Consider the following 20,986-nt stretch of genomic DNA (forward strand, 5'->3'; position numbering starts at 1 on the left):
ACGTATTCGGATCGCCGGGTCCTCTTCCTAGAGTGGCGGCCATGGTGCTGGTCGCACCGCCGGCTGGATGCACAGCGGTGGTGCGCAGCAACCCAAAGCCTTTTCACAACCCGCCTGGAGAGTTCGATATGTCCCGTGACCCCAACGCCTCCCCCGAGTCGCTGCTGCTGCAGCGCCGCCGCCTGATCCAGGGCGCCGCCGCGCTGCCGATGCTGGGCCTCGGTGGCCTCGCCTTCGGCCAGCAATTCCCGACGGCCAAGGTGAACACCACCAAGCTCGCGGTGACCGACACCGAAGTGACGGTCGGCCAGCTGCATTCGTCCAGCGGCACGATGGCGATTTCCGAGACCGGTTCGATCCAGGCCGAGCAGCTCGCCATCGACGAGATCAACGCCATGGGCGGCATCCTCGGGCGCAAGATCAAGGTGATCAAGGAAGACGGCGCTTCCGACTGGCCGACCTTCGCCGAGAAGTCGAAGAAGCTGCTGGTCAACGACAAGGTCGCGACCGTGTTCGGCTGCTGGACCTCGGCCTCGCGCAAGGCGGTGCTGCCGGTGTTCGAGAAGGAGAACGGCCTCCTGTACTACCCGACCTTCTACGAAGGCCTGGAGCAGAGCAAGAACGTGATCTACACCGGCCAGGAAGCCACGCAGCAGATCATCTGGGGGCTGGACTGGGGCGCGAAGGAGAAGAAGGCCAAGACCTTCTTCCTGGTCGGCTCCGACTACATCTGGCCGCGCACCTCGATGAAGATCGCGCGCAAGCACATCGAGAACTTCCAGAAAGGTTCGGTCAAGGGCGAGGAGTACTACCCGCTGGGCCACACCAACTTCAACTCGCTGATCAACAAGATCAAGGTCGCCAAGCCGGACTGCATCTTCGCGGCGGTGGTGGGCGGCTCCAACGTCGCCTTCTACAAACAGCTCAAGGCCGCAGGCATCAGCGGCGACAAGCAGTTCCTCTTGACGCTGGCGGTGACGGAGGACGAGATGACGGGCGTGGGCGGCGAGAACTTCGCCGGCTTCTATTCGTCGATGAAGTACTTCCAGACGCTGCCGAACGACAACAACAAGAAGTTCGTCGCCGCCTTCAAGGCCAAGTACGGCAAGGACTCGGTGATCGGCGACGTCACGCAGGCCGGCTATCTCGGGCCCTGGCTCTGGAAGGCCGCGGTCGAGAAGGCCGGCAGCTTCGACGTCGACAAGGTGGTCGCCGCTTCGCCGGGCATCGAACTCAAGACCGCCCCCGAAGGCTACGTGAAGCTGGACCCGAACCACCACCTGTGGAGCAAGGCGCGCATCGGGCAGGGTATGCCGGACGGCAGCTTCAAGGTGGTGGCAGAGTCGAGCGAGCTCATTAAGCCGGATCCGTTCCCCAAGGGTTATCAGTAGCCCACCCCCTTGCTTGCTCACTTCGTGTAGCCGCCTCCCCCCTCAAGGGGGCGACACCGGTGGCTCGGCAAAGCCGGTTCCGCGGTGTCTCCCGAACGGGCTTCGCTTCGCTTGCCGCGAGTGTCGCCCGCGTCCTACGCTTTCAACGGGATCAGTGACATGAACTTTTCGGACATGTTGAACATCGGCCTGATGCAGGGCTTCGCGGGCCTGAGCCTGTTCGCGGTGCTGCTGCTGATGGGCCTGGGGCTGGCGATCATCTTCGGCCAGATGGGCGTCATCAACATGGCGCACGGCGAGTTCATGACGATCGGGGCCTACACGATCTACCTGGGCTCGACGCTCACCGAGGCGCATGCGCCGGCCTTGCTGCCGTACTACTTCCCGCTCGCCATCGTGATGGCCTTCGTGTTCGCCTTCATCGCCGGCTGGCTGGTGGAGTGGGGGCTGATCCGGCACCTCTACAAGCGCCCGCTGGACACCCTGCTGGCCACCTGGGGCATCAGCCTCGGGCTGCAGCAGATCTTCCGCACCGGCATCGGGCCCAAGGAAGTGAGCCCGACGCTGCCCGAGTGGCTGATGGGCTCGTGGGCGCCGGCCGAGGGGCTGGACATCCCGATCAACGGCCTCTTCGTGCTGGCGCTCACCGCCTTCGTGACGGCGGGCATCCTGATCGCGCTGCACCGAAGCCGCTGGGGCCTGCGCGTGCGCGCCACGGTCGCGAATCGCCAGATGGCCAACGCGACCGGCATCGACACCAGGAAGACCGACCGCCTGACCTTCGCGATCGGCTGCGGCATCGCCGGCGTGGCGGGCGCAGCCTTCACCACCATCGGCTCGACCGGGCCGACCTCGGGCCAGCTCTACATCGTCGACGCCTTCCTGGTCGTCACCTTCGGCGGCGCGGCCAGCCTGCTGGGCACGGTGGTGTCGGCCTTCGGCATCGCGCAGACACAGTCGATCTCGGAGTTCTTCATTACCGGCTCGATGGCCAAGGTGCTCACGCTCTCGCTGATCGTGCTGATTTTGATGATGCGCCCGCAAGGTCTCTTTGCCGTCAAGGTGCGGCGCTAGGACTTCTCACATGACTTCGCTTTTCGATTCGTTCAAGCGCTCGGGCCTGTGGAGCGTGATCGTGCTGGCGGTCCTGCTGGCGGTCGTGCTGCCGGCCACGCTCGATATCTTCCGCCTCAACCTGGTCGGCAAGTACCTCACCTACGCCTTCGTCGCCGTCGGCCTGGTGATGGTGTGGGGCTACGGCGGCGTGCTGAGCCTGGGGCAGGGCGTCTTCTTCGGGCTCGGGGGCTACGCGATGGCGATGTTCCTGAAGCTGGAGGCCTCGGACCCCGAGACCACCAAGATCCAGTCGACGCCGGGCATCCCCGACTTCATGGACTGGAACCAGATCACCGAGCTGCCGATGCTCTGGCTGCCCTTCAAGAGCCTGCCGCTGACGGTGATCCTAGTGATCGCGGTGCCGACGGCGCTGGCCTGGCTGATCAGCTTCGCGATGTTCAAGCGCCGCGTGGGCGGCGTGTACTTCGCGATCATCACGCAGGCGGTGGCGCTGATCCTGTCGGTGCTGATCATCGGCCAGCAGGGCTACACCGGCGGCGTCAACGGCATGACCGACCTGAAGACGGTGCTGGGCTGGGACACGCGCACCGACAGCGCCAAGTACATCCTCTACTACCTCTGCGTTGGCCTGCTGATGGCCAGCATCCTGCTGTGCCTGTGGATCCAGAAGAGCAAGCTCGGCACGCTGCTGCTCGCCATGCGCGACAAGGAAGACCGGGTGCGCTTCTCGGGCTACGACGTCTCGAACTTCAAGGTCTTCACCTTCTGCTTGGCCGCCGCACTCTCGGGCATCGGCGGTGCGATGTTCGCGCTGCAGGTGGGCTTCATGTCGCCGTCCTTCGTCGGCATCGTGCCCTCGATCGAGATGGTGATCTTCGCGGCCGTCGGCGGGCGCATGAGCCTGGTAGGCGCGGTGTACGGCGCGCTGCTGGTGAACGCGGGAAAGACCTTCTTCTCCGAGAGCTTTCCGGATCTGTGGCTGTTCCTGATGGCCGCGCTTTTCATCGGCGTCACGCTGGCCTTCCCGATGGGCTTGGCCGGGCTGTGGGAGAGCCATATCAAGCCCTGGTGGCTGCGCCGCGCGGCCGAGCGGAAACTGCATGCCGAGCAGCTGGCCGCCGCGCAGGCCCACTATCCGGAGCCGCCGCCGAAGGCGAGCCGCACCGTCGATGAACCCTCGCTGCCCGACGGTGTCGGCAGCCAGAGCGCCTGAGGATTCTTCATGAGCAGCAACACCGACTTCGCGCTCGCAGTGGAAGACCTCAGCGTCTCCTTCGACGGTTTCAAGGCCATCGACGATCTCACGCTCTACATCGATCGCAACGAGCTGCGCGTGATCATCGGCCCCAACGGCGCCGGCAAGACCACCTTGCTCGACCTGATCTGCGGAAAGACCAGGGCCACGAGCGGCAGCATCAAATTCCAGAACACCGAGCTCACCAAGATGGCCGAGCACAAGCGCGTGCGCCTGGGCATCGGGCGCAAGTTCCAGACCCCCTCGATCTACGAGAACCTGAGCGTGTTCCAGAACCTCGAGGTGTCCTTCCCCAAGGGGCGCTCGGTGTTCGGTGCGCTGGCCTTCCAGTGCGACGACGAAGTCAAGGCCAAGGTGCAGGCGGTGGCCGATGACATCGGCCTGGCCGGCAAGCTGCATACCGAAGCCGGCCTGCTCTCGCACGGCCAGAAGCAGTGGCTCGAGATCGGCATGCTGCTGATGCAGGAGCCCGAGCTGCTGATGCTCGACGAACCCATCGCCGGCATGAGCGCGCGCGAGCGCGAGCTGACGGCCGAGCTGCTCAAGCGCATCTGCAGGAACCGCGCGGTGATCGTGATCGAGCACGACATGGATTTCGTCAAGCAGATCGCGCACAAGGTGACCGTGATGCACCAGGGAAAGATCCTGGCCGAAGGGCCGATGGAGAAGGTGCAGGCCGACCCGAAAGTCATCGACGTCTACCTCGGTCATTGAGAGAAAGAGACCCATGCTCCAAGTGACAGACCTTCACGTCGCCTACGGCCAGAGCGAGGCGCTGCACGGCATCTCCTTCGAGGCCAGGGCCAACGAGACCGTCGCCATCATGGGCCGCAACGGCATGGGCAAGACCACGCTGTTCAAGAGCCTGATGGGCGTGCTGCCCATCAAGAGCGGAAGGATCGAGGTCGCGGGCCAGGACGTGTCGCGCGACGAGAGCTTCCGCCGCGTGGCCAAGGGCATCGCCTACGTGCCGCAGGGCCGCATGATCTTCCCGACGCTGACGGTCGAGGAAAACATCCAGACCGGCCTGGAGAACGCCAAGGTCAAGCGCATTCCCGAGGAGATCTACGCGCTCTTCCCGGTGCTCTTCGACATGAAGCGGCGCAAGGGCGGCAACCTCTCGGGCGGCCAGCAGCAGCAGCTGGCCATCGCTCGCGCGCTGGTCACCGAACCCAAGGTGCTGCTGCTCGACGAGCCCACAGAAGGCATCCAGCCTTCGATCATCAAGGACATCGCGAAGGCGCTCAACGAGATCCGAAAGATGCGGCAGATCACGATCGTCGTGTCCGAACAGGTGCTGAGCTTCGCGCTGGACGTCGCGGATCGGCTGTTCGTGATCGAAGGCGGCCGCCTGGTCCACGAAACCGCGCGCGACAAGACCGACGTGAACCACATCAAGGCCTACCTCTCCGTTTAACCGAACCCCAAAGAAGGAGCACGCATGACCGACACCCTGATCAAGGTCGACCTCACCCAGTCGCCCACCGAGAACGAGATGATCCACAACCGCTGGCATCCGGACATCCCGATGGCATGCTGGGTCAACCCGGGCGACGACTTCATCCTCGAGACCTTCGACTGGACCGGCGGCTTCATCAAGAACAACGACAGCGCCGACGACGTGCGCGACATCGACCTGAGCACCGTGCACTACCTCTCGGGCCCGGTGGGCGTGAAGGGCGCCGAGCCCGGCGACCTGCTGGTGGTGGACCTGCTGGACATCGGCGCCAAGCAAGACAGCCTCTGGGGTTTCAACGGCTTCTTCTCGAAGAAGAACGGCGGCGGCTTCCTCACCGACCATTTCCCCGAAGCACAAAAGTCGATCTGGGACTTCAAGGGCATGTTCACCAGCTCGCGCCATGTGCCGGGCGTCAACTTCGCGGGCCTGATCCATCCGGGCCTGATCGGCTGCCTGCCGGACAAACCGATGCTGGACGTGTGGAACAAGCGCGAGATCGACTTCATCGCGACCGACCCGGAGCGCGTGCCGGGCCTGGCCAACCCGCCCTTCGCCGCCACCGCCCACATGGGCAAGATGACGGGCGAGGCGAGGGCCAAGGCCGCCGCCGAGGGCGCGCGCACCGTGCCGCCGCGCGAGCATGGCGGCAACTGCGACATCAAGGATCTGTCGCGCGGCTCCAAGGTCTTCTTCCCGGTGTACGTGGATGGTGCGGGCCTTTCGGTGGGCGACCTGCACTTCAGCCAGGGCGACGGCGAGATCACCTTCTGTGGCGCGATCGAGATGGCCGGCTGGGTGCACATGAAGGTCAGCCTGATCAAGGGCGGCATGGCCAAGTACGGCATCAAGAACCCGATCTTCAAGCCCAGCCCGATCACGCCGAGCTACAACGACTACCTGATCTTCGAGGGCATCTCGGTCGACGAGGCCGGCAAGCAGTACTACCTGGACGTGCACATCGCCTACCGCCAGGCCTGCCTGAACGCCATCGAGTACCTGAAGAAGTTCGGCTATTCGGGCGCGCAGGCCTATTCGATCCTCGGCACGGCTCCGGTGCAGGGCCACATCAGCGGCGTGGTCGACGTGCCCAACGCCTGCGCCACGCTCTGGCTGCCGACGCAGATCTTCGACTTCGACATCAATCCGAACGCGGCAGGGCCGACGAAGATGATCGACGGCTCGATCGACATGCCGCTGTCGCACGACCTGCGCTGAGGCGGGCGGAATCGATGCCCACCTACGATTACGCCTGCAGCCGCTGCGGCGGCTTCGACGCCTTTCGCCCGCTGGCGGCACGCAACGAGCCTGCGGCCTGCCCGCATTGCGGCGAGGCCTCGCCGCGCGTGTTCGCGAATGCGCCACAGCTGGCTCTGATGGCCGGCAGCACGCGGCGTGCGATCGAGACCAACGAACGCGCCTCGCACGAACCGCGAATCTCGCGCGACTACGCGCGACTCAGGCACCCGGCCGGCTGTGGCTGCTGCTCGAGCGCGCGCTCAGGCGCCACGGTGAAGGCACCGAACGGCGCCAAGACCTTTCCCTCGAAGCGGCCCTGGATGATCAGTCACTGAAGCGCTTCACTCGGGCGCCAGCCTGAAGCTGGTCTTCAGGCCACCGACCGCCGACGGTCCGACCCACAGGTCGAAGTTGCCGGGCTCCACCGTGGGCTGCAGGTCCTGGCCGATGAACATCAGGTCGGCGCGCGAGAGCGTGAACTCGACCGCCATCGTCTGGCCCGCTGGCACGCGCACCTTGCGGAAGCTCTTGAGCTCCCGCACCGGCCGCGTGACGCTGGCGGCGCGGTTGCCGATGTAGAGCTGCACCACTTCCTCGGCCTCGCGCTTGCCGGTGTTGGTGATGCGCGCGCGCACGGTCAGCGTGCCGTCCCAGGCCATGCGGCCCGGGCTACTCAGTTCCAGGCCCTGGTAGCGCACGCGTGCATAGCCCAGCCCGTGGCCGAAGGGGAACAGCGCATCGTTGCTCGCGTCCAGGTAGCGTGCCTTGTAGAAGGTGGCCGGCGCATCGGCGAGCTGCGGCCGGCCGGTGCGCTTGTGGCTGTAGTAGTAGGGCACCTGGCCCGGCGTCTGCGGAAAACTCACCGGCAGCCGGCCCGAGGGATTGACGTCGCCGAACAGCACGTCGGCGATGGCCGGCCCGGTCTGCGAACCGAGGAACCAGGTGACCAGGATCGCGCGCGCATTGCGCACCGCGCCCCTGAGCGCCAGCGCGCGCCCGTTGCGCAGCAGCACGACCACCGGCTTGCCGGTGGCTGCGACAGCGTCGGCGAGCTCCTGCTGCGCCCGCGGGATCTCGATGTCGCTTCGCGAACGGGCCTCGCCCGACATTTGCTCGTTCTCGCCGATCGAAAGCACCACGACATCGGCCTCGCGCGCCGCAGCGACTGCGGCGTCGATACCGCCCGCGATCGGCGCATCGACGTCCGAGCCGCGCACCACTGTGAGCAGTTCGGGCGAGGCGAGCGAATTCCGGATCGCCTCCTCGATGCCGGCCGGCGACGCCTGGCCGGGAAAGACCATCCAGGGCCCGAACAGGTCGGAGGCACCGGCAAAGGGGCCGATGAGCGCGATGCGTTGCCCCGACTTCGACAGCGGCAGCACGTCGCCGTCGTTCCTGAGCATCACGATCGAGCGTCCGGCAGCATCGCGCGCCAGCGCCTGGTGCGCGGAACTGTCGAAGCGCGGGCTGGCCGCGTCTTCGAGCCCGCGGAAGGGCTGGTCGAACAGGCCCAGCCGCAGCTTGATCCGCAGCACGCGGCGCACCGCGTCGTCGAGGCGGGACATCGGCACTTCGCCCGAGGCCACCAGGCCGGGCAGGTGCTGCATGTACAGGCCGCTCTGCATGCTGACGTCCGTGCCCGCGAGGAAGGCGCGCTTGGCGGCTTCGCGCCCGTCGGCCGCGAAGCCGTGCGCGATGAGTTCCTCGTCGGCGGTGTAGTCGGAAACGACGAAGCCCTGGAAGCCCCATTCGCCGCGCAGCACGCCGGTCAGCAGGTTGCGGTTGGCGTTCGAGGGGATGCCTCCGATCTCGTTGAAGGCGCTCATGATCGACAGCGCGCCCGCATCGATGGCCGAGCGAAAGGGCGGCAGGTAGACCTCGCGCAGCGTGCGCTCCGAGAGATCGACCGTGTTGTAGTCGAGCCCGCCCTCGGCCGCGCCGTAGCCGGCGAAGTGCTTGGGCGTGGCGAGCATTGCATCGGCGCGCCCGAGGTCCTTGCCCTGGAAGCCGCGCACCCGCGCGGCCGCGAACTGGCGGCCCAGGTAGACGTCTTCGCCGGCGCCCTCGACGCCGCGGCCCCAGCGCGCGTCGCGCGCGATGTCGACCATCGGCGCGAAGGTCCAGCGGAAGCCGTCGGCCGTGGCCTCGACGGCGGATGCATGCGCCGTGCGTTCGGCCAGGGCCGGCTCCCAGCTGGCCGCCTCCGCGAGCGGCACCGGGAACACGGTGCGGAAGCCGTGGATGACGTCGGCGCCGAAGAGGAGCGGAATGCCCAGGCGCGACTCGTTGACCGCAGCCTGCTGCGCCCGGCGCTTGCCTTCGAGGCCCGCGTTGTTGAAGAGGCCGGTCACGCGGCCGGCGCGGATGTCGGCCAGCTGCTGCTCCTGGCTCTGACGCGCGGCCTGCGGATTGGCCACGATGTCGATGCCCGCGGGCGCGTAGAGGCTCAGCTGGCCGACTTTTTCTTCCACCGTCATGCGCACGATGAGGGACTCGACGCGCGCAATCGACATCGGGGTCAATCCGCCGGGCGTGGGGCCCGTGGCGCAACCGGTGATGCAGGCGAGAAGGAAGAGGAGGGCGAAGACGAGGCGGGGGAATCTGCAGACGCTCATTGCCCGCATTTTCGCGTGAGCCGAATGGCTCGGAAAATCGTCGGGCTCTCGGGCCCCGGCTGTCCCTACGTCAATCAACGTATTCGCCGCCGTCCGCCGGCTTCGCAGAATGGATCGCATCCATGGCCACAGACAAGGACCGATCATGATTCACGGCGATATTTCGAGCAGCAAGGACACCGTCGGCGTCGCGGTCGTCAACTACAAGATGCCGCGTCTGCACACGCGCGCCGAGGTGCTGGAGAACGCGAAGGCGATCGCGAAGATGGTGGAGGGCATGAAGACCGGCCTGCCGGGGCTGGACCTGGTGATCTTTCCCGAATACAGCACGCACGGGATCATGTACGACAGCACCGAGATGTACGAGAACGCGGCCACGGTGCCGGGCGCCGAGACCGAGATCTTCGCCGCCGCCTGCCGCAAGGCCAAGGTGTGGGGCGTGTTCTCGCTCACCGGCGAGCGCCACGAGGAGCATCCGAAGAAGGCGCCCTACAACACGCTGATCCTCATGAACGACCAGGGCGAGATCGTCCAGAAGTACCGCAAGATCATGCCCTGGGTGCCGATCGAGGGCTGGTACCCGGGCAACAGCACCTACGTGAGCGAGGGTCCCAAGGGCCTGAAGATCAGCCTCATCATCTGCGACGACGGCAACTACCCCGAGATCTGGCGCGATTGCGCGATGAAGGGGGCAGAACTCATCGTGCGTTGCCAGGGCTACATGTACCCGGCCAAGGAACAGCAGATCCTGATCTCGAAGGCGATGGCCTTCGCCAACAACACCTATGTGGCGGTGGCCAATGCATCCGGCTTCGACGGCGTGTACTCGTACTTCGGCCACTCGGCGATCATCGGCTTCGACGGCCGCACGCTCGGCGAGTGCGGCGAAGAGGAAATGGGCGTGCAGTACGCCGCGCTGTCGAAAAGCCTGATCCGCGACTTCCGCAAGAACGGCCAGTCGGAGAACCACCTGTTCAAGCTGCTGCATCGCGGTTACACCGGCATCCTCAATTCGCACGAAGGCGACAAGGGCGTGGCCGACTGCCCCTACGACTTCTACGCGCAATGGATCGCCGACCCGCAGGCCACGCGCGAGAGGGTCGAGGCACTCACGCGCTCCACGGTCGGCACCGCCGAAGCGCCGATCGACGGCATCCCCAACGAGGAGACCGCCAACCTCTATCGCTGAAGACACGCTGCCGGCGCGGGCACAATCCGCGCCATGAGGCAATGGTTGCGTACGCAGGGTGGCTGGTGGCTCGCATGGCTGCTGCTCGCCGGCGCCGGTGCGGTCTGGATCGCGCGCGCCGAACTCCGGCAGCTCCATGAGGAGTTCGAGGCCAACGGGCGCATCGCGCACCGCCTCATGAGCCAGCAGGTGGTGCAGTACGACGCGGTACTGGCCACGCTCGCATTGCTGGAAACCGCGCCGGACGGGGCCCGCTCGGAGCAGCGCCTGCCGTCCGTCTACCCCTCGATCCTCGGCGTGCAGCGGCGCGATGCCGGCGCGGCCTGGGCCGACCCTCCGTTGGCGGCGGCCGAGGCGAAGTCGCGCGAACTGCGGCGCCCCGAGCTTGCAACGCAGGACTTCGCGAACGGCCGCTACCGGCTCGTGATCGGCGCCGAGCCGACCAGCTATGCGCTCGACATCGACCTCGCGAGCACCGTGCCCTGGCGCGACTGGCCGATGGACCCGAAGCAGAGCCCGGTGCGCGTGGTGCTCGAGCATGCGGGCCAGCAGTTCGTGCTGCAGGCCGGACAGCCCGCGGCCTCGCAGGGCTGGCCCTTCAGCTTCCGCAAGGTGCTGGCCTCGGAAAGCCAGGCCTTCGACCTGGCGGCGCAGCGCCAGGTCTCATGGCGCGAACTGCCCTGGGCCTGGATGGCCGCCTGGGCGCTCGCGATGGCGGTGGTGCTGGCCGGCAGCTACGCGTTGCGGCGCCAGCGCATCGAGCGGCGGCGTGCCGAAGAGCTGCTGCGGCTCGGCCAGGTCGCGCGCCTCAATGCGCTCGGCGAGCTCGCGGCGGGCATGGCGCACGAGCTCAACCAGCCGTTGACCGCGGTGCTCGCCAACACGCAGGCCGCGCGCCGGCTGCTCGACGACGACCCGCCCGAGCTCGACACCGCACGCGCGGCGATGAAGCAGGCCGCCGAACAGGCGCGCCGTGCCGCCGACGTGGTGGCGCGCCTGCGCCGCGTGATCGAGCGCCCCGGGCATGCGACCGAGGCCAGGCCGGTGATCCTGCAGGAGGTGGTGCGCAACGGGCTGCACCTGCTCGGCCCGGAATTCGACAGGCGCGCGATCGCGCCGGCCTTCGACGGTGCGGCACAGGCGCCGGTGAGCGTACGGGCCGAGCCGGTGGCACTGGAGCAGATCGTCCACAACCTGCTGATGAACGCGCTGCAGGCGCTCGAAGAACTGCCGGCCGGCGAGCGGCAACTGCGGCTCACCGTGGTTCGCAACGGCGCATACGGTGTGTTGACCGTGAGCGACAACGGGCGCGGCATTGCGCCGGAGATCCTGCCGCGCATCTTCGAGCCCTTCTTCAGCACGCGCGAAGGCGGCCTGGGACTGGGCCTGAGCTTGTGCCAGACCTTGGCCGAGAGCGTGGGCGGCACGCTGGCCGCGGAAGCGGCCGCGCCGCGCGGTGCCCGCTTCACGCTGCGCTTGCCGCTTTCGTCATGAACGAGCCGCTCTCTCCGCTCATCCACCTGATCGACGACGACCTCGCCGTGCGCGAGAGCCTGGCCCTGCTGATCGGCACGGTGGGCCTGCGCACGCAAGGCTGGGCGGATCCGCAGGCCTTCCTCGAGGGCTTCGACCGCGGCGGCATCGGCGCCATCGTGCTCGACGTGCGCATGCCCGGCATCGGCGGCCTCGCGCTGCTCGAAACGCTGATCGCCCAGGGCGTCGACCAGCCGGTGATCATGCTCACCGGCCACGGCACGGTCGAGATGTGCCGGCGCGCCTTCAAGGCCGGCGCGGCGGAGTTCCTCGAGAAGCCGGTCGACGACGAACAGCTGCTCGAGGCGCTGCAGCACGCGGTGCGCCAGCACATCCGCTCGCGCGAACGGGCGCAGGCCGACCAGGCGGCGCGCGAGCGCCATGCCCAGCTCTCCGAACGCGAGCGCGAGGTGCTGGGCTTCATCGTGGCCGGACTCACCAACAAGGAGATCGCGCGTGCGCTCGCGTTGTCGCCGCGCACGGTCGAGACGCATCGCGCCAACCTGTTCGCCAAGCTCGGCTGCGATTCGCTGGCGCAGCTGATCCGGCGCTACGCAGCGCTCGTCGACAGCACTCCGTAGTTCTACGGAGCGGCCGGCGTAGCCGTACGAATGTTCCTTCGAAGGGCCTGTTTCTACAGTTGCGTTGCGGCCGGCAAGGCGCCGGCGCAAATCGATCAACCCCTTTCGGAGACCTACATGCATTCGACCCTTCGCCTCGGCAGCCTCGCCGTCCTGCTCGCCGCTTCCGCGATGAGCGCCCAGGCCCAAGCCCAGACGCCGAGCCCCGCCGTCCGCAGCGAAAAGAACATCTCGCTCGAACTCGCGAACCAGCTCGCCGCGGCGACCGTGGCAGCCTGCGCGGCCAACGGCTATTCGGTGGCGGCCACGGTGGTCGATCGCGCCGGCGTGGTGCGCGCGGTGCAGCGCGCCGACAACGCGGGCTCGCACACCGTGGGCGCCAGCGAGCGCAAGGCCTGGACCTCGGCTTCGGCCAAGGCGCCGACGCTGGCGATGATGGAGAACGCACAGAAGAACCCCGGCGCGGCCAACCTGGTGAACATCCCCGGCTTCCTGCTGCTCGGCGGCGGCGTGCCGATCAAGGCCGGCAACGAAGTCATCGGCGCCGTGGGTGTCGGTGGCGCGCCGGGTGGTCACCTGGACGAGCAGTGCGCCAACGCGGGGATCGAGAAGGTCAAGGCGCAGTTGGGCTGAAGGCGATGAAGGCCGTCCTTGTCTTCGCTGCGCTCGTGCTGACCGCGGGCGGCCTGGCTCCGCCTGCGGCGGCGCAGATGCCGCCGGCCGCCGCAGAGGTGCTGGCCTATGAAGGCTTGCACCAGGCGGCGTGGCGCGGCGACCTGCCGCGGCTGAAAGCGCTCATCGAGGGCGGCGCCGCTCTCGATGCGCGCGACAGTCGCGGCCACACGCCCTTGCACGTGGCGACGCATGCGCGCCAGCGCGAGGCGATCCGCATGCTGGCCAAGGCCGGCGCGAGGCTCGACGAAAAGCTCAAGGCCGCGGGCGCAAAGTAGGGGCCTGCGAACGGGCCCCCGGCTCGGGGACAATCGGGCGATCCTCGATGCAGGGCCGCTCCATGTACATGCCACCCCAGTTCAATTCGCAAGACCGTGCCATCGCCGCGGAACTGATGCGCGCGCATCCTTTCGCCAGCCTGATCTCGACCGACGACGACGGGCTGCCCTACGTCTCGCACCTGCCGCTGGTGCTCGACGACCGCGGGGAGGGCGGCTTCGCACTCTTTGGCCATTGCGCCAAGCCCAATCCGCACTGGCGCTACCTGCAGGCGCGGCCGCAGGCGCTGGTGAGTTTCCTGGGGCCGCATGCCTACATGTCGCCCTCGGTCTACCCCGACCTCGCGCGCGTGCCGACCTGGAACTACCTGGCGGTGCATTGCACGGTCCAGGCCCGGCTGATCGAGACGCCGGCTGAAAAAGATGCGCTGCTCAAGCGCTTGATCGGCCAGCACGAGCCGGCCTACGCCCAGCAGTGGCGCGAACTCGGTGAGGAGTTCCAGAACAAGATGCTGAACGGCATCGTCGGCTTCGAGCTGCAGGTGACGGCATTGCAGTGCAAGGTCAAGCTCAACCAGCACCGGCGCGAATCGCATGCCGCCATGCACGCGCGCTACAGCGAGGGCACGCCCGACGAACAGGCGCTGGCCGCGTGGATGCAGCGGCTCGGCATGAAGACCGGCGCGGCGCAGACGGAGGAAGGCTGAGATGCGCGCCCTCGGCTTGATCGGCCTGGTGCTCGCGCTCGCCATCGTCGGGCTGCTGGCCAGGAAGCAGATGGGCGGCGTCGCGGGCGCACCGGCCGCCGACGCACGCACGCAAAGCCAGCAGGTCCAAGAGCAGTTCAAGCAATCGCTGGACGCCGCGATGCAGCAGCCGCGCCCCCTGACCGATGACAAATGACGCGCACTGGATGCAGCTCGCGCTGGCCGAAGCGCGGCTGGCGGCCGAGGCCGGCGAAGTGCCGGTGGGCGCGGTGCTCGTGAAGGACGGCCGGCTCGTTGCCAGCGGACGCAACGCGCCGGTCGCGCAGCACGACCCCAGCGCGCATGCCGAAATGAACGCGCTGCGCGCGGGCGGTACGGCGCTCGGTAACTATCGCCTCGACGGCTGCGAGCTCTATGTGACGCTCGAACCCTGCGCCATGTGCGCCGGCGCGATGCTGCATGCGCGGCTGGCCCGCGTCGTGTTCGGCGCGGCCGATCCGAAGACCGGTGCCGCGGGATCGGTACTCGACCTGTTCGCGCAGAGCCAACTCAACCATCGCACGCACGTGCAGGGCGGCGTGCTTGCAGCGGAATGCGGCGATCTGCTGCAGGATTTCTTCAAGGGCCGCCGCAGCGCGGCGCGCGAAGCGGCCGAACCCCTGCGCGACGATGCCTTGCGCACGCCGGTCGAACGCTTCGGCGCGCTCGCCGGCTACAGCTTCGCGCCGAACTACGTGAGCGATCTGCCGAGTCTGCAGGGCTTGCGCATGCACTACCTGGACGAAGGGCCGAGTGGCGCCGCTTGCACCTGCCTCTGCCTGCACGGACCGGGCGAATGGAGCTACTTCTTCCGCCATCTCGCGGCCTTGCAGACGCTGCGCGTGCTGGCGCCCGACCTGATCGGCTTCGGCCAAAGCGACAAGCCCAAACGGGAGGCCGTGCACCAATGGACCTGGCATCGCGACGTGCTGCTCGAATGGCTGGAGCGCCTGCAGCCCGGCCCGCTGGTCCTGGTGCACAGCGCCGGCGCTTCCGAACTCGCGTCGCTGCTGCGCGCTGCCATGCCCGCGCGCTTTCCCTTGGCGCTGCTGGCGCCCGACGCCGGCGAGCCCGTGGCCGACGCATGGCGCGCGCCCTTTCCCGACCGCGGATACGAAGCCGCATTGCGTGTCCTGGGCCCGACTCCGCGGGGCGTCTCGGGCCCTGACGCAGCACAGGCGTCCCGGCTGGCACAGGAGGCAATGGGATACTTCGCCCCGTGAAAAAGAAACACATCTACATCTACTCGCCCTCCAGCGCGGTTCGCAACAAGGCCGCATTCCGGCGCGGCGTGAAGCGCCTGCAGGCGCTGGGCCATGAAGTCGAACTGGACGAAGCCGCGCTCGACAGCCATCAGCGCTTTGCCGGCGACGATGCCACCCGCCTGGCCGCCATCGCGCGCGCCGCGGGCAGCCGCGCCGACGTGGCGCTGATCTCGCGCGGCGGCTATGGGCTCACGCGCATCCTCGATGCCATCCCCTACAAGGCCGTGACCCGCGCGATCGAGCGCGGCACCGAGTTCGTGGGACTCAGCGATTTCACGGCCCTGCAGAACGCGCTTCTCGTGAAAACCGGCGCCGTGAGCTGGGCCGGCCCCGCGCTCGGCGAGGACTTCGGTGCCGAGGATGGCGCCGACGACATCATGGAAGCCTGCTTCGACGATCTGCTGAGCGGGCGGGGCGAAGGCACAGGCTGGCGCATGCCGGCGCGCGATGCCGCGGCGATGCCGGGCTTTCGCGGCATTCACGATGCGGTGCTGTGGGGCGGCAATCTCTGCGTGCTCACCAGCCTGCTGGGCACGCCGTACTTTCCCCAGATCGACAAGGGCGTGCTTTTCTTCGAAGACGTGAACGAGCATCCCTACCGCGTCGAACGCATGCTCGACCAGTTGCGCCACGCGGGCGTGCTGGGCCGTCAGAAGGCGGTGATCTTCGGGCAGTTCACCGGCGCCAAGAAAGTGCCGCACGATCGCGGCTTCAGCATGCAGACCGTCGTTTCACGGCTGCGCGAACTGATCAAGGTACCGGTGCTGGCGGGCCTACCCTTCGGTCATGTGCCGACGAAGGTGCTGTTGCCCGTGGGGGCCAAGGTGGAACTGGCGGCAGACGCACGCGACGTCTTCATGGTGTGGGGACACCGGCACGCGCATTGAAAAAAGAAAAAGGCTGCTATGCAACAGCCCATCAGGTGGTGATGCGGTGGTGCGGTCTGGGCCCCATCGCGCCGGGCAGGCCGCCCTTGAACAGGCGGTTGATCTGTCTCATCTGGCGGCGGGCGGCGACCTCGCCATCGATCGCGCTCAGCGCGGTCAGCACGTCCTGGCGCAGGTACCAGAGCGCCTCGAGATCGCCGGCAAAGCGAACGCGCTGGGCAACCCGCTGAACGGAATGGCCGCCGTGGACTTGCAGCAGCGACAGCATCGCAGTACGGATCTGGCCCATCTGACGGTCCGCCGAGCGGCGCAAGCCGAGGCTCGGGAACGACAGAAAGCGGAAGAAACTGCTAAGTGACACCATGAAAGACGAAGGCGTTTTGCCGGAGGCCTTGAGGGTTGCTACGTTAAAGCCGCGCAGGACGCCACACAAGTGTGGAAACATCATTTCATGTTCAAAAACAACATACTTCACGAATCAGTTCATGCACTGGTCGAAGAATTGATACCTAAGTTCTACTTGACGGGTGAAATGAGCGCCAAGCGCCTGTATCGAAATGAAAAAGCAACAGGCGTAGCGGCTTCCCGGTCGATTTGACATGCTGAAAGGGCGTTTTTCTGATGCTTTGACATAATCCCTCGGCGAGAGCTACCAAAAATTGCACACAATGAGCGCCCACCCCACTGTCGTTTTTGCTGACCTGACGGGGAGCACCCGGGTCTTCGAGGCCATGGGGAATGCACGTGCAACCGACACTGTCACAAGACTGATTCAGTGGATCGGGGGTGTTTGCGAGGCGCACGGCGGCCGCGTCGTGAAATCGCTGGGCGATGGCGTCTTTGCGATATTCGCCAATGGTGCGACCGCCACCCGGGCCGTGCTGGAACTCCAGCGCAACCACCAGAAGCGGCTTCAGACCTGGCCCGCACCGCTCAGGATGGAGCTTCAGATCGGCGTGGCGAGCGGCGAGGTGGTCGAAGTCGACGGCGACTGCTATGGCGACGCGGTCAACCTGGCTTCGCGGCTCAGCGATCTGGCCGGCCCGAGCCAGATCTGGGCCACGGAGTCGGTCATCGACGAATTGGTGGGCGGCGAGGTACGCCACCGCAGCCTCGGCCCGATCAACATCCGCGGCAAGAACGAGATGCCGATCGTCCACCGTATCGACTGGCAGGACGAGGTCTCGGAGTTCCTCACGATGCCGGCCTCCCTGGCGCCGCCGGCGCGAGGCGCCGATTCGTCCTTCGGGCAGATCGAACTCGCATGGCTGGACGTGCGCTCGATGTTTCGCGCCGCGGAGCTGCCTATCCATCTGGGGCGCGTCGACGAAGCCCAGTTCGTGGTCAACGATCCGCGCGTGTCGCGGCTGCACGCGCGCATCGAAGCGCGGCAGGGCAGTTGCGTGCTGGTCGACGTCAGCACCTACGGCACCTGGGTCCGCTTTCACGGCACGGCCGGCGCCAGCGGCGAGATCGCGCTGCGGCGCGACGAATGCGTGCTGCACGGCAGCGGCGAAATCGGGCTCGGTGCACCCTTGAGCGACTTCAGCGCACCGACCATCTCGTTCAACACCACCGGCGGCAACGTGTTGCTGGCGCGCCGCGACCTGCGGTAGGGCCTGTTAACAGGCCCTAAACCCCTGCCGGCATCGCGCCGCGCGCGAATCTTCTTGGCATTGCCGGCGAGTGCGTCCACCATGGCGCCTCTTTCTCCGCCGCACCATGCTGCCGCCCTTCGATCCCTGGCTCACGAGCTTTGTCGCCGCCGACGTGGCCGTGGCCTCGCATGCGAGCGCAGAGGCGCTGGCGGGCCGGCGGGCGCGGCGTCTGGCCGATCTGCTGAGGTCCGCAGCGCGCGGATCGGCGCTGTACCGCAAGCTGCTCGCGGGCCGCGATCCGGCGCGCCTGCGCCTCGAAGAGCTGCCGATTGCGCAGAAGGCCGAATTGATGCGCCGGTTCGATGACTGGGTCACCGATCCCGCGCTGCGGCTCGATGCGCTGCGCCGCTTCGCCTCCGACCGCTCTCGCATCGCGGACCCTTTCCTCGGCCGCTACGTGGTGTGGGAGAGCTCGGGCAGCAGCGGCGAGCCGGCCGTCTTCGTGCAGGACGCCCGGGCGATGGCGGTGTACGACGCGCTCGAATTTTGGCGGCGGCCGGTGCTGCGGCCGCTTCAGCGGATGATGGACCCGTGGTCCGTCGGCGAAGGCATCGCCTTCGTCGGTGCGACCTGCGGCCACTTCGCCAGCACGGTGTCGATCGAGCGGCTGCGGCGGCTGAATCCTGCGCTGGCCGGCAGCCTCCGCGGCATCTCGTTCCTGCAGCCCGCCGGCAAGCTGGTGGCAGAACTGAATGCATTGGCACCCGCTGTCATCGCCACCTATCCGAGCGTGGCCGTGCTGCTGGCGGAGGAGCGCCTTGCCGGCCGGCTCGAGACGGCGCCGCGCGAGCTGTGGACCGGCGGCGAAGACCTCTCGACGGCGACGCGCGATTTCCTGCAACAGGCCCTGGGCTGCCGGGTGGTCGACAGCTACGGCGCCTCGGAGTTCCTGACGCTCGCCGCCGAATGCCGTTGCGGCAGCCTGCATCTGAACTGCGACTGGGCGATCCTCGAATCGGTCGACGAAGGTGGTCGCCAGGTGCCCGTCGGTGAGGCCGGCGCGACCACCTTGCTGACCAACCTCGCGAACCACGTGCAGCCGCTGATCCGCTACGACCTGGGCGACCGCGTCACGCAGCGCGCTTCGGCTTGCGCCTGCGGCTCCCATCATCCGGTGATCGAGGTTCAGGGCCGCAACGACGACACGCTGCGGCTTGGCCGCCCCGGTGCGCGGATGGTGCGCATCCTGCCGCTGGCCGTGAGCACGGTGCTGGAAGACGATGCGGGCCTGTTCGACTTCCAGCTCGAGCAGCAGGGGCCTTGCGACCTGCTGCTGCGCACGGGATTGCATGGCAAGGCCGCGGACACGAGCTTGCGGCGCGCCCGGGCGGCACTCTCGGCCTTTCTGGTGCGGCAAGGCGCGGCCGGCGTGCACATCCATTGCCGAAGCGGCGAGACGGGACGCCGCGGCCGCAGCGGCAAGGTGCAGCGGGTGGTCGGCGCGCATGCTTGAAGCACGGGGCGGCATCCACTAGGCTTGGTCCACGCATCCAACATGGAGACCGGCATGACCATCGCGAGTCCATTTCCCATCCCTTACGGCAACTTTCAGCCCGTCCTCGATTGGCAGGCCGCCTTCATCGAGAGCCTGATGCAGGCTCAGAACTTCCAGCTCCAGATGCTGACCGCCTGGCAACGGCCGTTCGCCAGCGTCAACCAGGACCTGTGGGACCAATGGGTGGCCCGTTTCGGCGGCGGCGTGCCGTTGGACGCGTAGGGCGCCCGAAACCTCGGGTTTATACCTAGGCCTGAGCCCCTCAAGTTTCGGCTCCGCGCTGCCGATATGCCTGACAACCCGGCCCAGTTTGGCGGCCGCGACGGGGAAAGCACATGCGCAATTGGAAGATCAGTACCCAACTGGGTATGGGGTTCGGGATCGTGTTGCTGTTGATGGCGACAGGGGTCGCGATCGGCATCGCGTGCCTCCAGGACATCGCTGGCAGCGGCACCATCACCCCGGAACTCGCGCGGCGTATCGATTCGACGCAGAACCTCATGCTGGGCCTCGGGCTCGTCGCCCTGCTGGCGGGCGTCGGCTGCACCCTCTGGCTCGCGCGCAGCATCATGCAGCCGCTGGGCGAAGCGATCTTCATCGCGGAGACCGTGGCTTCGGGCGACCTCAGCAAGGAATTCGAAACCGAGCGCGGCGGCGATTTCGGACGCCTCTTGCGCGGCATGGGCGAAATGGAGGACACCCTGACCGACGTGGTGACCCGCATCAAGGCGTCGACCGACTCGATCGTGGTGGCATCCAGGCAAATCGCTGCCGGCAATCAGGATCTGTCTTCGCGCACCGAGGAGCAAGCCAGCTCGCTGGAGCAGACCGCGGCGTCGATGGAGGAACTCACCAGCACGGTGAAGCAGAACGCCGACAACGCGCGCCAGGCCAATCAACTGGCGCTCTCGGCCTCCGAGGTGGCGGTCAAGGGCGGCGATGTGGTCAGCCAGGTGGTCCAGACCATGGCCTCGATCAATGCCTCGTCCAAGAAGATCGTCGACATCATCGGCGTGATCGACGGCATTGCCTTCCAGACCAACATCCTGGCCTTGAACGCAGCGGTCGAAGCCGCGCGTGCCGGCGAGCAGGGCCGTGGCTTTGCGGTGGTGGCTTCCGAAGTGCGCAACCTCGCGCAGCGCTCGGCCGCCGCGGCCAAGGAAATCAAGGGCCTGATCGACGATTCAGTCGGCAAGGTCGATGCCGGCAGCCAACTGGTCGGCGAAGCCGGCAAGACCATGGAAGAGATCGTGGGCAGCGTGAAGCGGGTGACCGACATCATCGGCGAGATCACGGCGGCGAGCCACGAGCAGACGCAGGGCATCGAGCAGATCAACCAGGCGATCACGCAGATGGACCAGGTGACGCAGCAGAACGCGGCGCTGGTGGAAGAGGCCGCGGCTGCGGCGCAATCGATGCAGGAGCAGGCGGGGAACCTCTCGCAGGTCGTCGGCACCTTCAAGCTCGACGACGACGAACAGCCCGTCGTGGCCCAGCCCAAGCCGATGCCGGTGCAAACGCGGCCTGTCGTCCAGCCGGTGCGGCCGGCACAGCCACCGGCGCGGCGGGCCATTGCCGCGCCGCAGCGCAAGCAACTGGCCGCCACGAGCACGCCAGCCGGCAGCGGCGACTGGGAGACCTTCTAGACC

General features: G+C 67.3%; 22 protein-coding genes. 20 read left to right on the forward strand and 2 right to left on the reverse strand.

The genetic code is table 11. The annotated features are described in order from the left end of the window. Nucleotides 1-128 precede the first annotated feature (128 nt). The 7 genes from urtA to ACSQ86_RS13620 all read left to right on the forward strand — a co-directional run bounded on the left by urtA (nucleotide 129) and on the right by ACSQ86_RS13620 (nucleotide 6,753). Nucleotides 129-1,391 carry an urea ABC transporter substrate-binding protein gene (gene urtA, locus ACSQ86_RS13590; protein WP_436303983.1) on the forward strand — a complete coding sequence of 421 codons (1,263 nt, stop codon included), beginning with the start codon at nucleotides 129-131 and terminating at the stop codon, nucleotides 1,389-1,391. Nucleotides 1,392-1,550: 159 nt separating this feature from the next. After that, complete coding sequence (gene urtB, locus ACSQ86_RS13595; protein ID WP_093107435.1) at nucleotides 1,551-2,465, forward strand: urea ABC transporter permease subunit UrtB; 915 nt, start codon at nucleotides 1,551-1,553, stop codon at nucleotides 2,463-2,465. Between the two features lie 10 nt (nucleotides 2,466-2,475). Next, nucleotides 2,476-3,681, forward strand: a complete 1,206-nt coding sequence (gene urtC, locus ACSQ86_RS13600) for an urea ABC transporter permease subunit UrtC (protein ID WP_436303984.1) — start codon at nucleotides 2,476-2,478, stop codon at nucleotides 3,679-3,681. A 9-nt stretch (nucleotides 3,682-3,690) separates the two neighbouring features. Beyond that, nucleotides 3,691-4,437, forward strand: a complete 747-nt coding sequence (gene urtD, locus ACSQ86_RS13605; RefSeq protein WP_093107431.1) for an urea ABC transporter ATP-binding protein UrtD — start codon at nucleotides 3,691-3,693, stop codon at nucleotides 4,435-4,437. 13 nt (nucleotides 4,438-4,450) lie between these two features. After that, entirely contained in the window at nucleotides 4,451-5,140 is a 690-nt protein-coding gene (gene urtE / locus ACSQ86_RS13610; protein ID WP_093107429.1) for an urea ABC transporter ATP-binding subunit UrtE, read from the forward strand. A gap of 24 nt (nucleotides 5,141-5,164) precedes the next feature. Next, nucleotides 5,165-6,397 carry a formamidase gene (gene fmdA, locus ACSQ86_RS13615; RefSeq protein ID WP_436303985.1) on the forward strand — a complete coding sequence of 411 codons (1,233 nt, stop codon included), beginning with the start codon at nucleotides 5,165-5,167 and terminating at the stop codon, nucleotides 6,395-6,397. Nucleotides 6,398-6,411: 14 nt separating this feature from the next. Next, on the forward strand, nucleotides 6,412-6,753 hold the full coding sequence (locus tag ACSQ86_RS13620; RefSeq protein WP_436303986.1) for a zinc ribbon domain-containing protein: 342 nt from the start codon (nucleotides 6,412-6,414) through the stop codon (nucleotides 6,751-6,753). Nucleotides 6,754-6,759: 6 nt separating this feature from the next. On the opposite strand, the gene bglX is transcribed toward ACSQ86_RS13620, so the two are convergent. Then, nucleotides 6,760-8,931, reverse strand: coding sequence for a beta-glucosidase BglX (bglX, locus tag ACSQ86_RS13625; protein ID WP_436308950.1), 2,172 nt, complete (start codon nucleotides 8,929-8,931; stop codon nucleotides 6,760-6,762). Between the two features lie 247 nt (nucleotides 8,932-9,178). Here bglX and ACSQ86_RS13630 point away from each other — a divergent pair, with 247 nt between their 5' ends. The 9 genes from ACSQ86_RS13630 to ACSQ86_RS13670 all read left to right on the forward strand — a co-directional run bounded on the left by ACSQ86_RS13630 (nucleotide 9,179) and on the right by ACSQ86_RS13670 (nucleotide 16,184). Beyond that, nucleotides 9,179-10,222 (forward strand): aliphatic amidase, encoded by a 1,044-nt coding sequence (locus ACSQ86_RS13630; RefSeq protein ID WP_436290431.1) that lies wholly within the window; start codon nucleotides 9,179-9,181, stop codon nucleotides 10,220-10,222. Between the two features lie 33 nt (nucleotides 10,223-10,255). Beyond that, nucleotides 10,256-11,716 carry a sensor histidine kinase gene (locus ACSQ86_RS13635; RefSeq protein WP_436303988.1) on the forward strand — a complete coding sequence of 487 codons (1,461 nt, stop codon included), beginning with the start codon at nucleotides 10,256-10,258 and terminating at the stop codon, nucleotides 11,714-11,716. Continuing rightward, nucleotides 11,713-12,336 (forward strand): response regulator transcription factor, encoded by a 624-nt coding sequence (locus tag ACSQ86_RS13640; protein ID WP_093107417.1) that lies wholly within the window; start codon nucleotides 11,713-11,715, stop codon nucleotides 12,334-12,336. Before ACSQ86_RS13635 ends, ACSQ86_RS13640 begins: the two co-directional genes overlap by 4 nt. A gap of 117 nt (nucleotides 12,337-12,453) precedes the next feature. Further along, nucleotides 12,454-12,969, forward strand: a complete 516-nt coding sequence (locus ACSQ86_RS13645) for a GlcG/HbpS family heme-binding protein (protein ID WP_093107832.1) — start codon at nucleotides 12,454-12,456, stop codon at nucleotides 12,967-12,969. A 5-nt stretch (nucleotides 12,970-12,974) separates the two neighbouring features. Then, the gene (locus ACSQ86_RS13650; protein WP_436308951.1) at nucleotides 12,975-13,286 is read left to right on the forward strand and encodes an ankyrin repeat domain-containing protein; all 312 of its coding nucleotides are present in this window, start codon (nucleotides 12,975-12,977) and stop codon (nucleotides 13,284-13,286) included. Nucleotides 13,287-13,348: 62 nt separating this feature from the next. Further along, nucleotides 13,349-13,993, forward strand: a complete 645-nt coding sequence (locus tag ACSQ86_RS13655; protein ID WP_436303990.1) for an FMN-binding negative transcriptional regulator — start codon at nucleotides 13,349-13,351, stop codon at nucleotides 13,991-13,993. Between the two features lies 1 nt (nucleotide 13,994). Continuing rightward, nucleotides 13,995-14,189 carry a hypothetical protein gene (locus ACSQ86_RS13660; protein WP_093107413.1) on the forward strand — a complete coding sequence of 65 codons (195 nt, stop codon included), beginning with the start codon at nucleotides 13,995-13,997 and terminating at the stop codon, nucleotides 14,187-14,189. Beyond that, nucleotides 14,179-15,255, forward strand: a complete 1,077-nt coding sequence (gene tadA, locus ACSQ86_RS13665) for a tRNA adenosine(34) deaminase TadA (protein ID WP_436303991.1) — start codon at nucleotides 14,179-14,181, stop codon at nucleotides 15,253-15,255. The genes ACSQ86_RS13660 and tadA overlap by 11 nt, the downstream gene beginning before the upstream one ends. Then, complete coding sequence (locus tag ACSQ86_RS13670) at nucleotides 15,252-16,184, forward strand: LD-carboxypeptidase (protein WP_436290427.1); 933 nt, start codon at nucleotides 15,252-15,254, stop codon at nucleotides 16,182-16,184. The genes tadA and ACSQ86_RS13670 overlap by 4 nt, the downstream gene beginning before the upstream one ends. A gap of 31 nt (nucleotides 16,185-16,215) precedes the next feature. On the opposite strand, the gene ACSQ86_RS13675 is transcribed toward ACSQ86_RS13670, so the two are convergent. Further along, complete coding sequence (locus ACSQ86_RS13675) at nucleotides 16,216-16,659, reverse strand: hypothetical protein (RefSeq protein WP_436303992.1); 444 nt, start codon at nucleotides 16,657-16,659, stop codon at nucleotides 16,216-16,218. Nucleotides 16,660-16,852: 193 nt separating this feature from the next. On the opposite strand from ACSQ86_RS13675, the gene ACSQ86_RS13680 reads away from it, so the two are divergent. The 4 genes from ACSQ86_RS13680 to ACSQ86_RS13695 all read left to right on the forward strand — a co-directional run bounded on the left by ACSQ86_RS13680 (nucleotide 16,853) and on the right by ACSQ86_RS13695 (nucleotide 20,983). Next, nucleotides 16,853-17,800 carry an adenylate/guanylate cyclase domain-containing protein gene (locus tag ACSQ86_RS13680; protein ID WP_093107405.1) on the forward strand — a complete coding sequence of 316 codons (948 nt, stop codon included), beginning with the start codon at nucleotides 16,853-16,855 and terminating at the stop codon, nucleotides 17,798-17,800. A 106-nt stretch (nucleotides 17,801-17,906) separates the two neighbouring features. Next, a complete protein-coding gene (locus tag ACSQ86_RS13685) occupies nucleotides 17,907-19,295 on the forward strand; it encodes a phenylacetate--CoA ligase family protein (protein WP_436303993.1) in 1,389 nt (462 codons plus the stop codon). Nucleotides 19,296-19,349: 54 nt separating this feature from the next. Next, nucleotides 19,350-19,559 carry a hypothetical protein gene (locus tag ACSQ86_RS13690; protein WP_436303994.1) on the forward strand — a complete coding sequence of 70 codons (210 nt, stop codon included), beginning with the start codon at nucleotides 19,350-19,352 and terminating at the stop codon, nucleotides 19,557-19,559. A gap of 113 nt (nucleotides 19,560-19,672) precedes the next feature. Beyond that, nucleotides 19,673-20,983: a methyl-accepting chemotaxis protein gene (locus tag ACSQ86_RS13695; protein WP_436303995.1), complete on the forward strand. Its 1,311-nt coding sequence runs from the start codon at nucleotides 19,673-19,675 to the stop codon at nucleotides 20,981-20,983. Nucleotides 20,984-20,986: the final 3 nt, after the last annotated feature.

This window comes from Variovorax sp. LjRoot130 (assembly GCF_964253755.1).
Taxonomy (GTDB): domain Bacteria; phylum Pseudomonadota; class Gammaproteobacteria; order Burkholderiales; family Burkholderiaceae_C; genus Variovorax.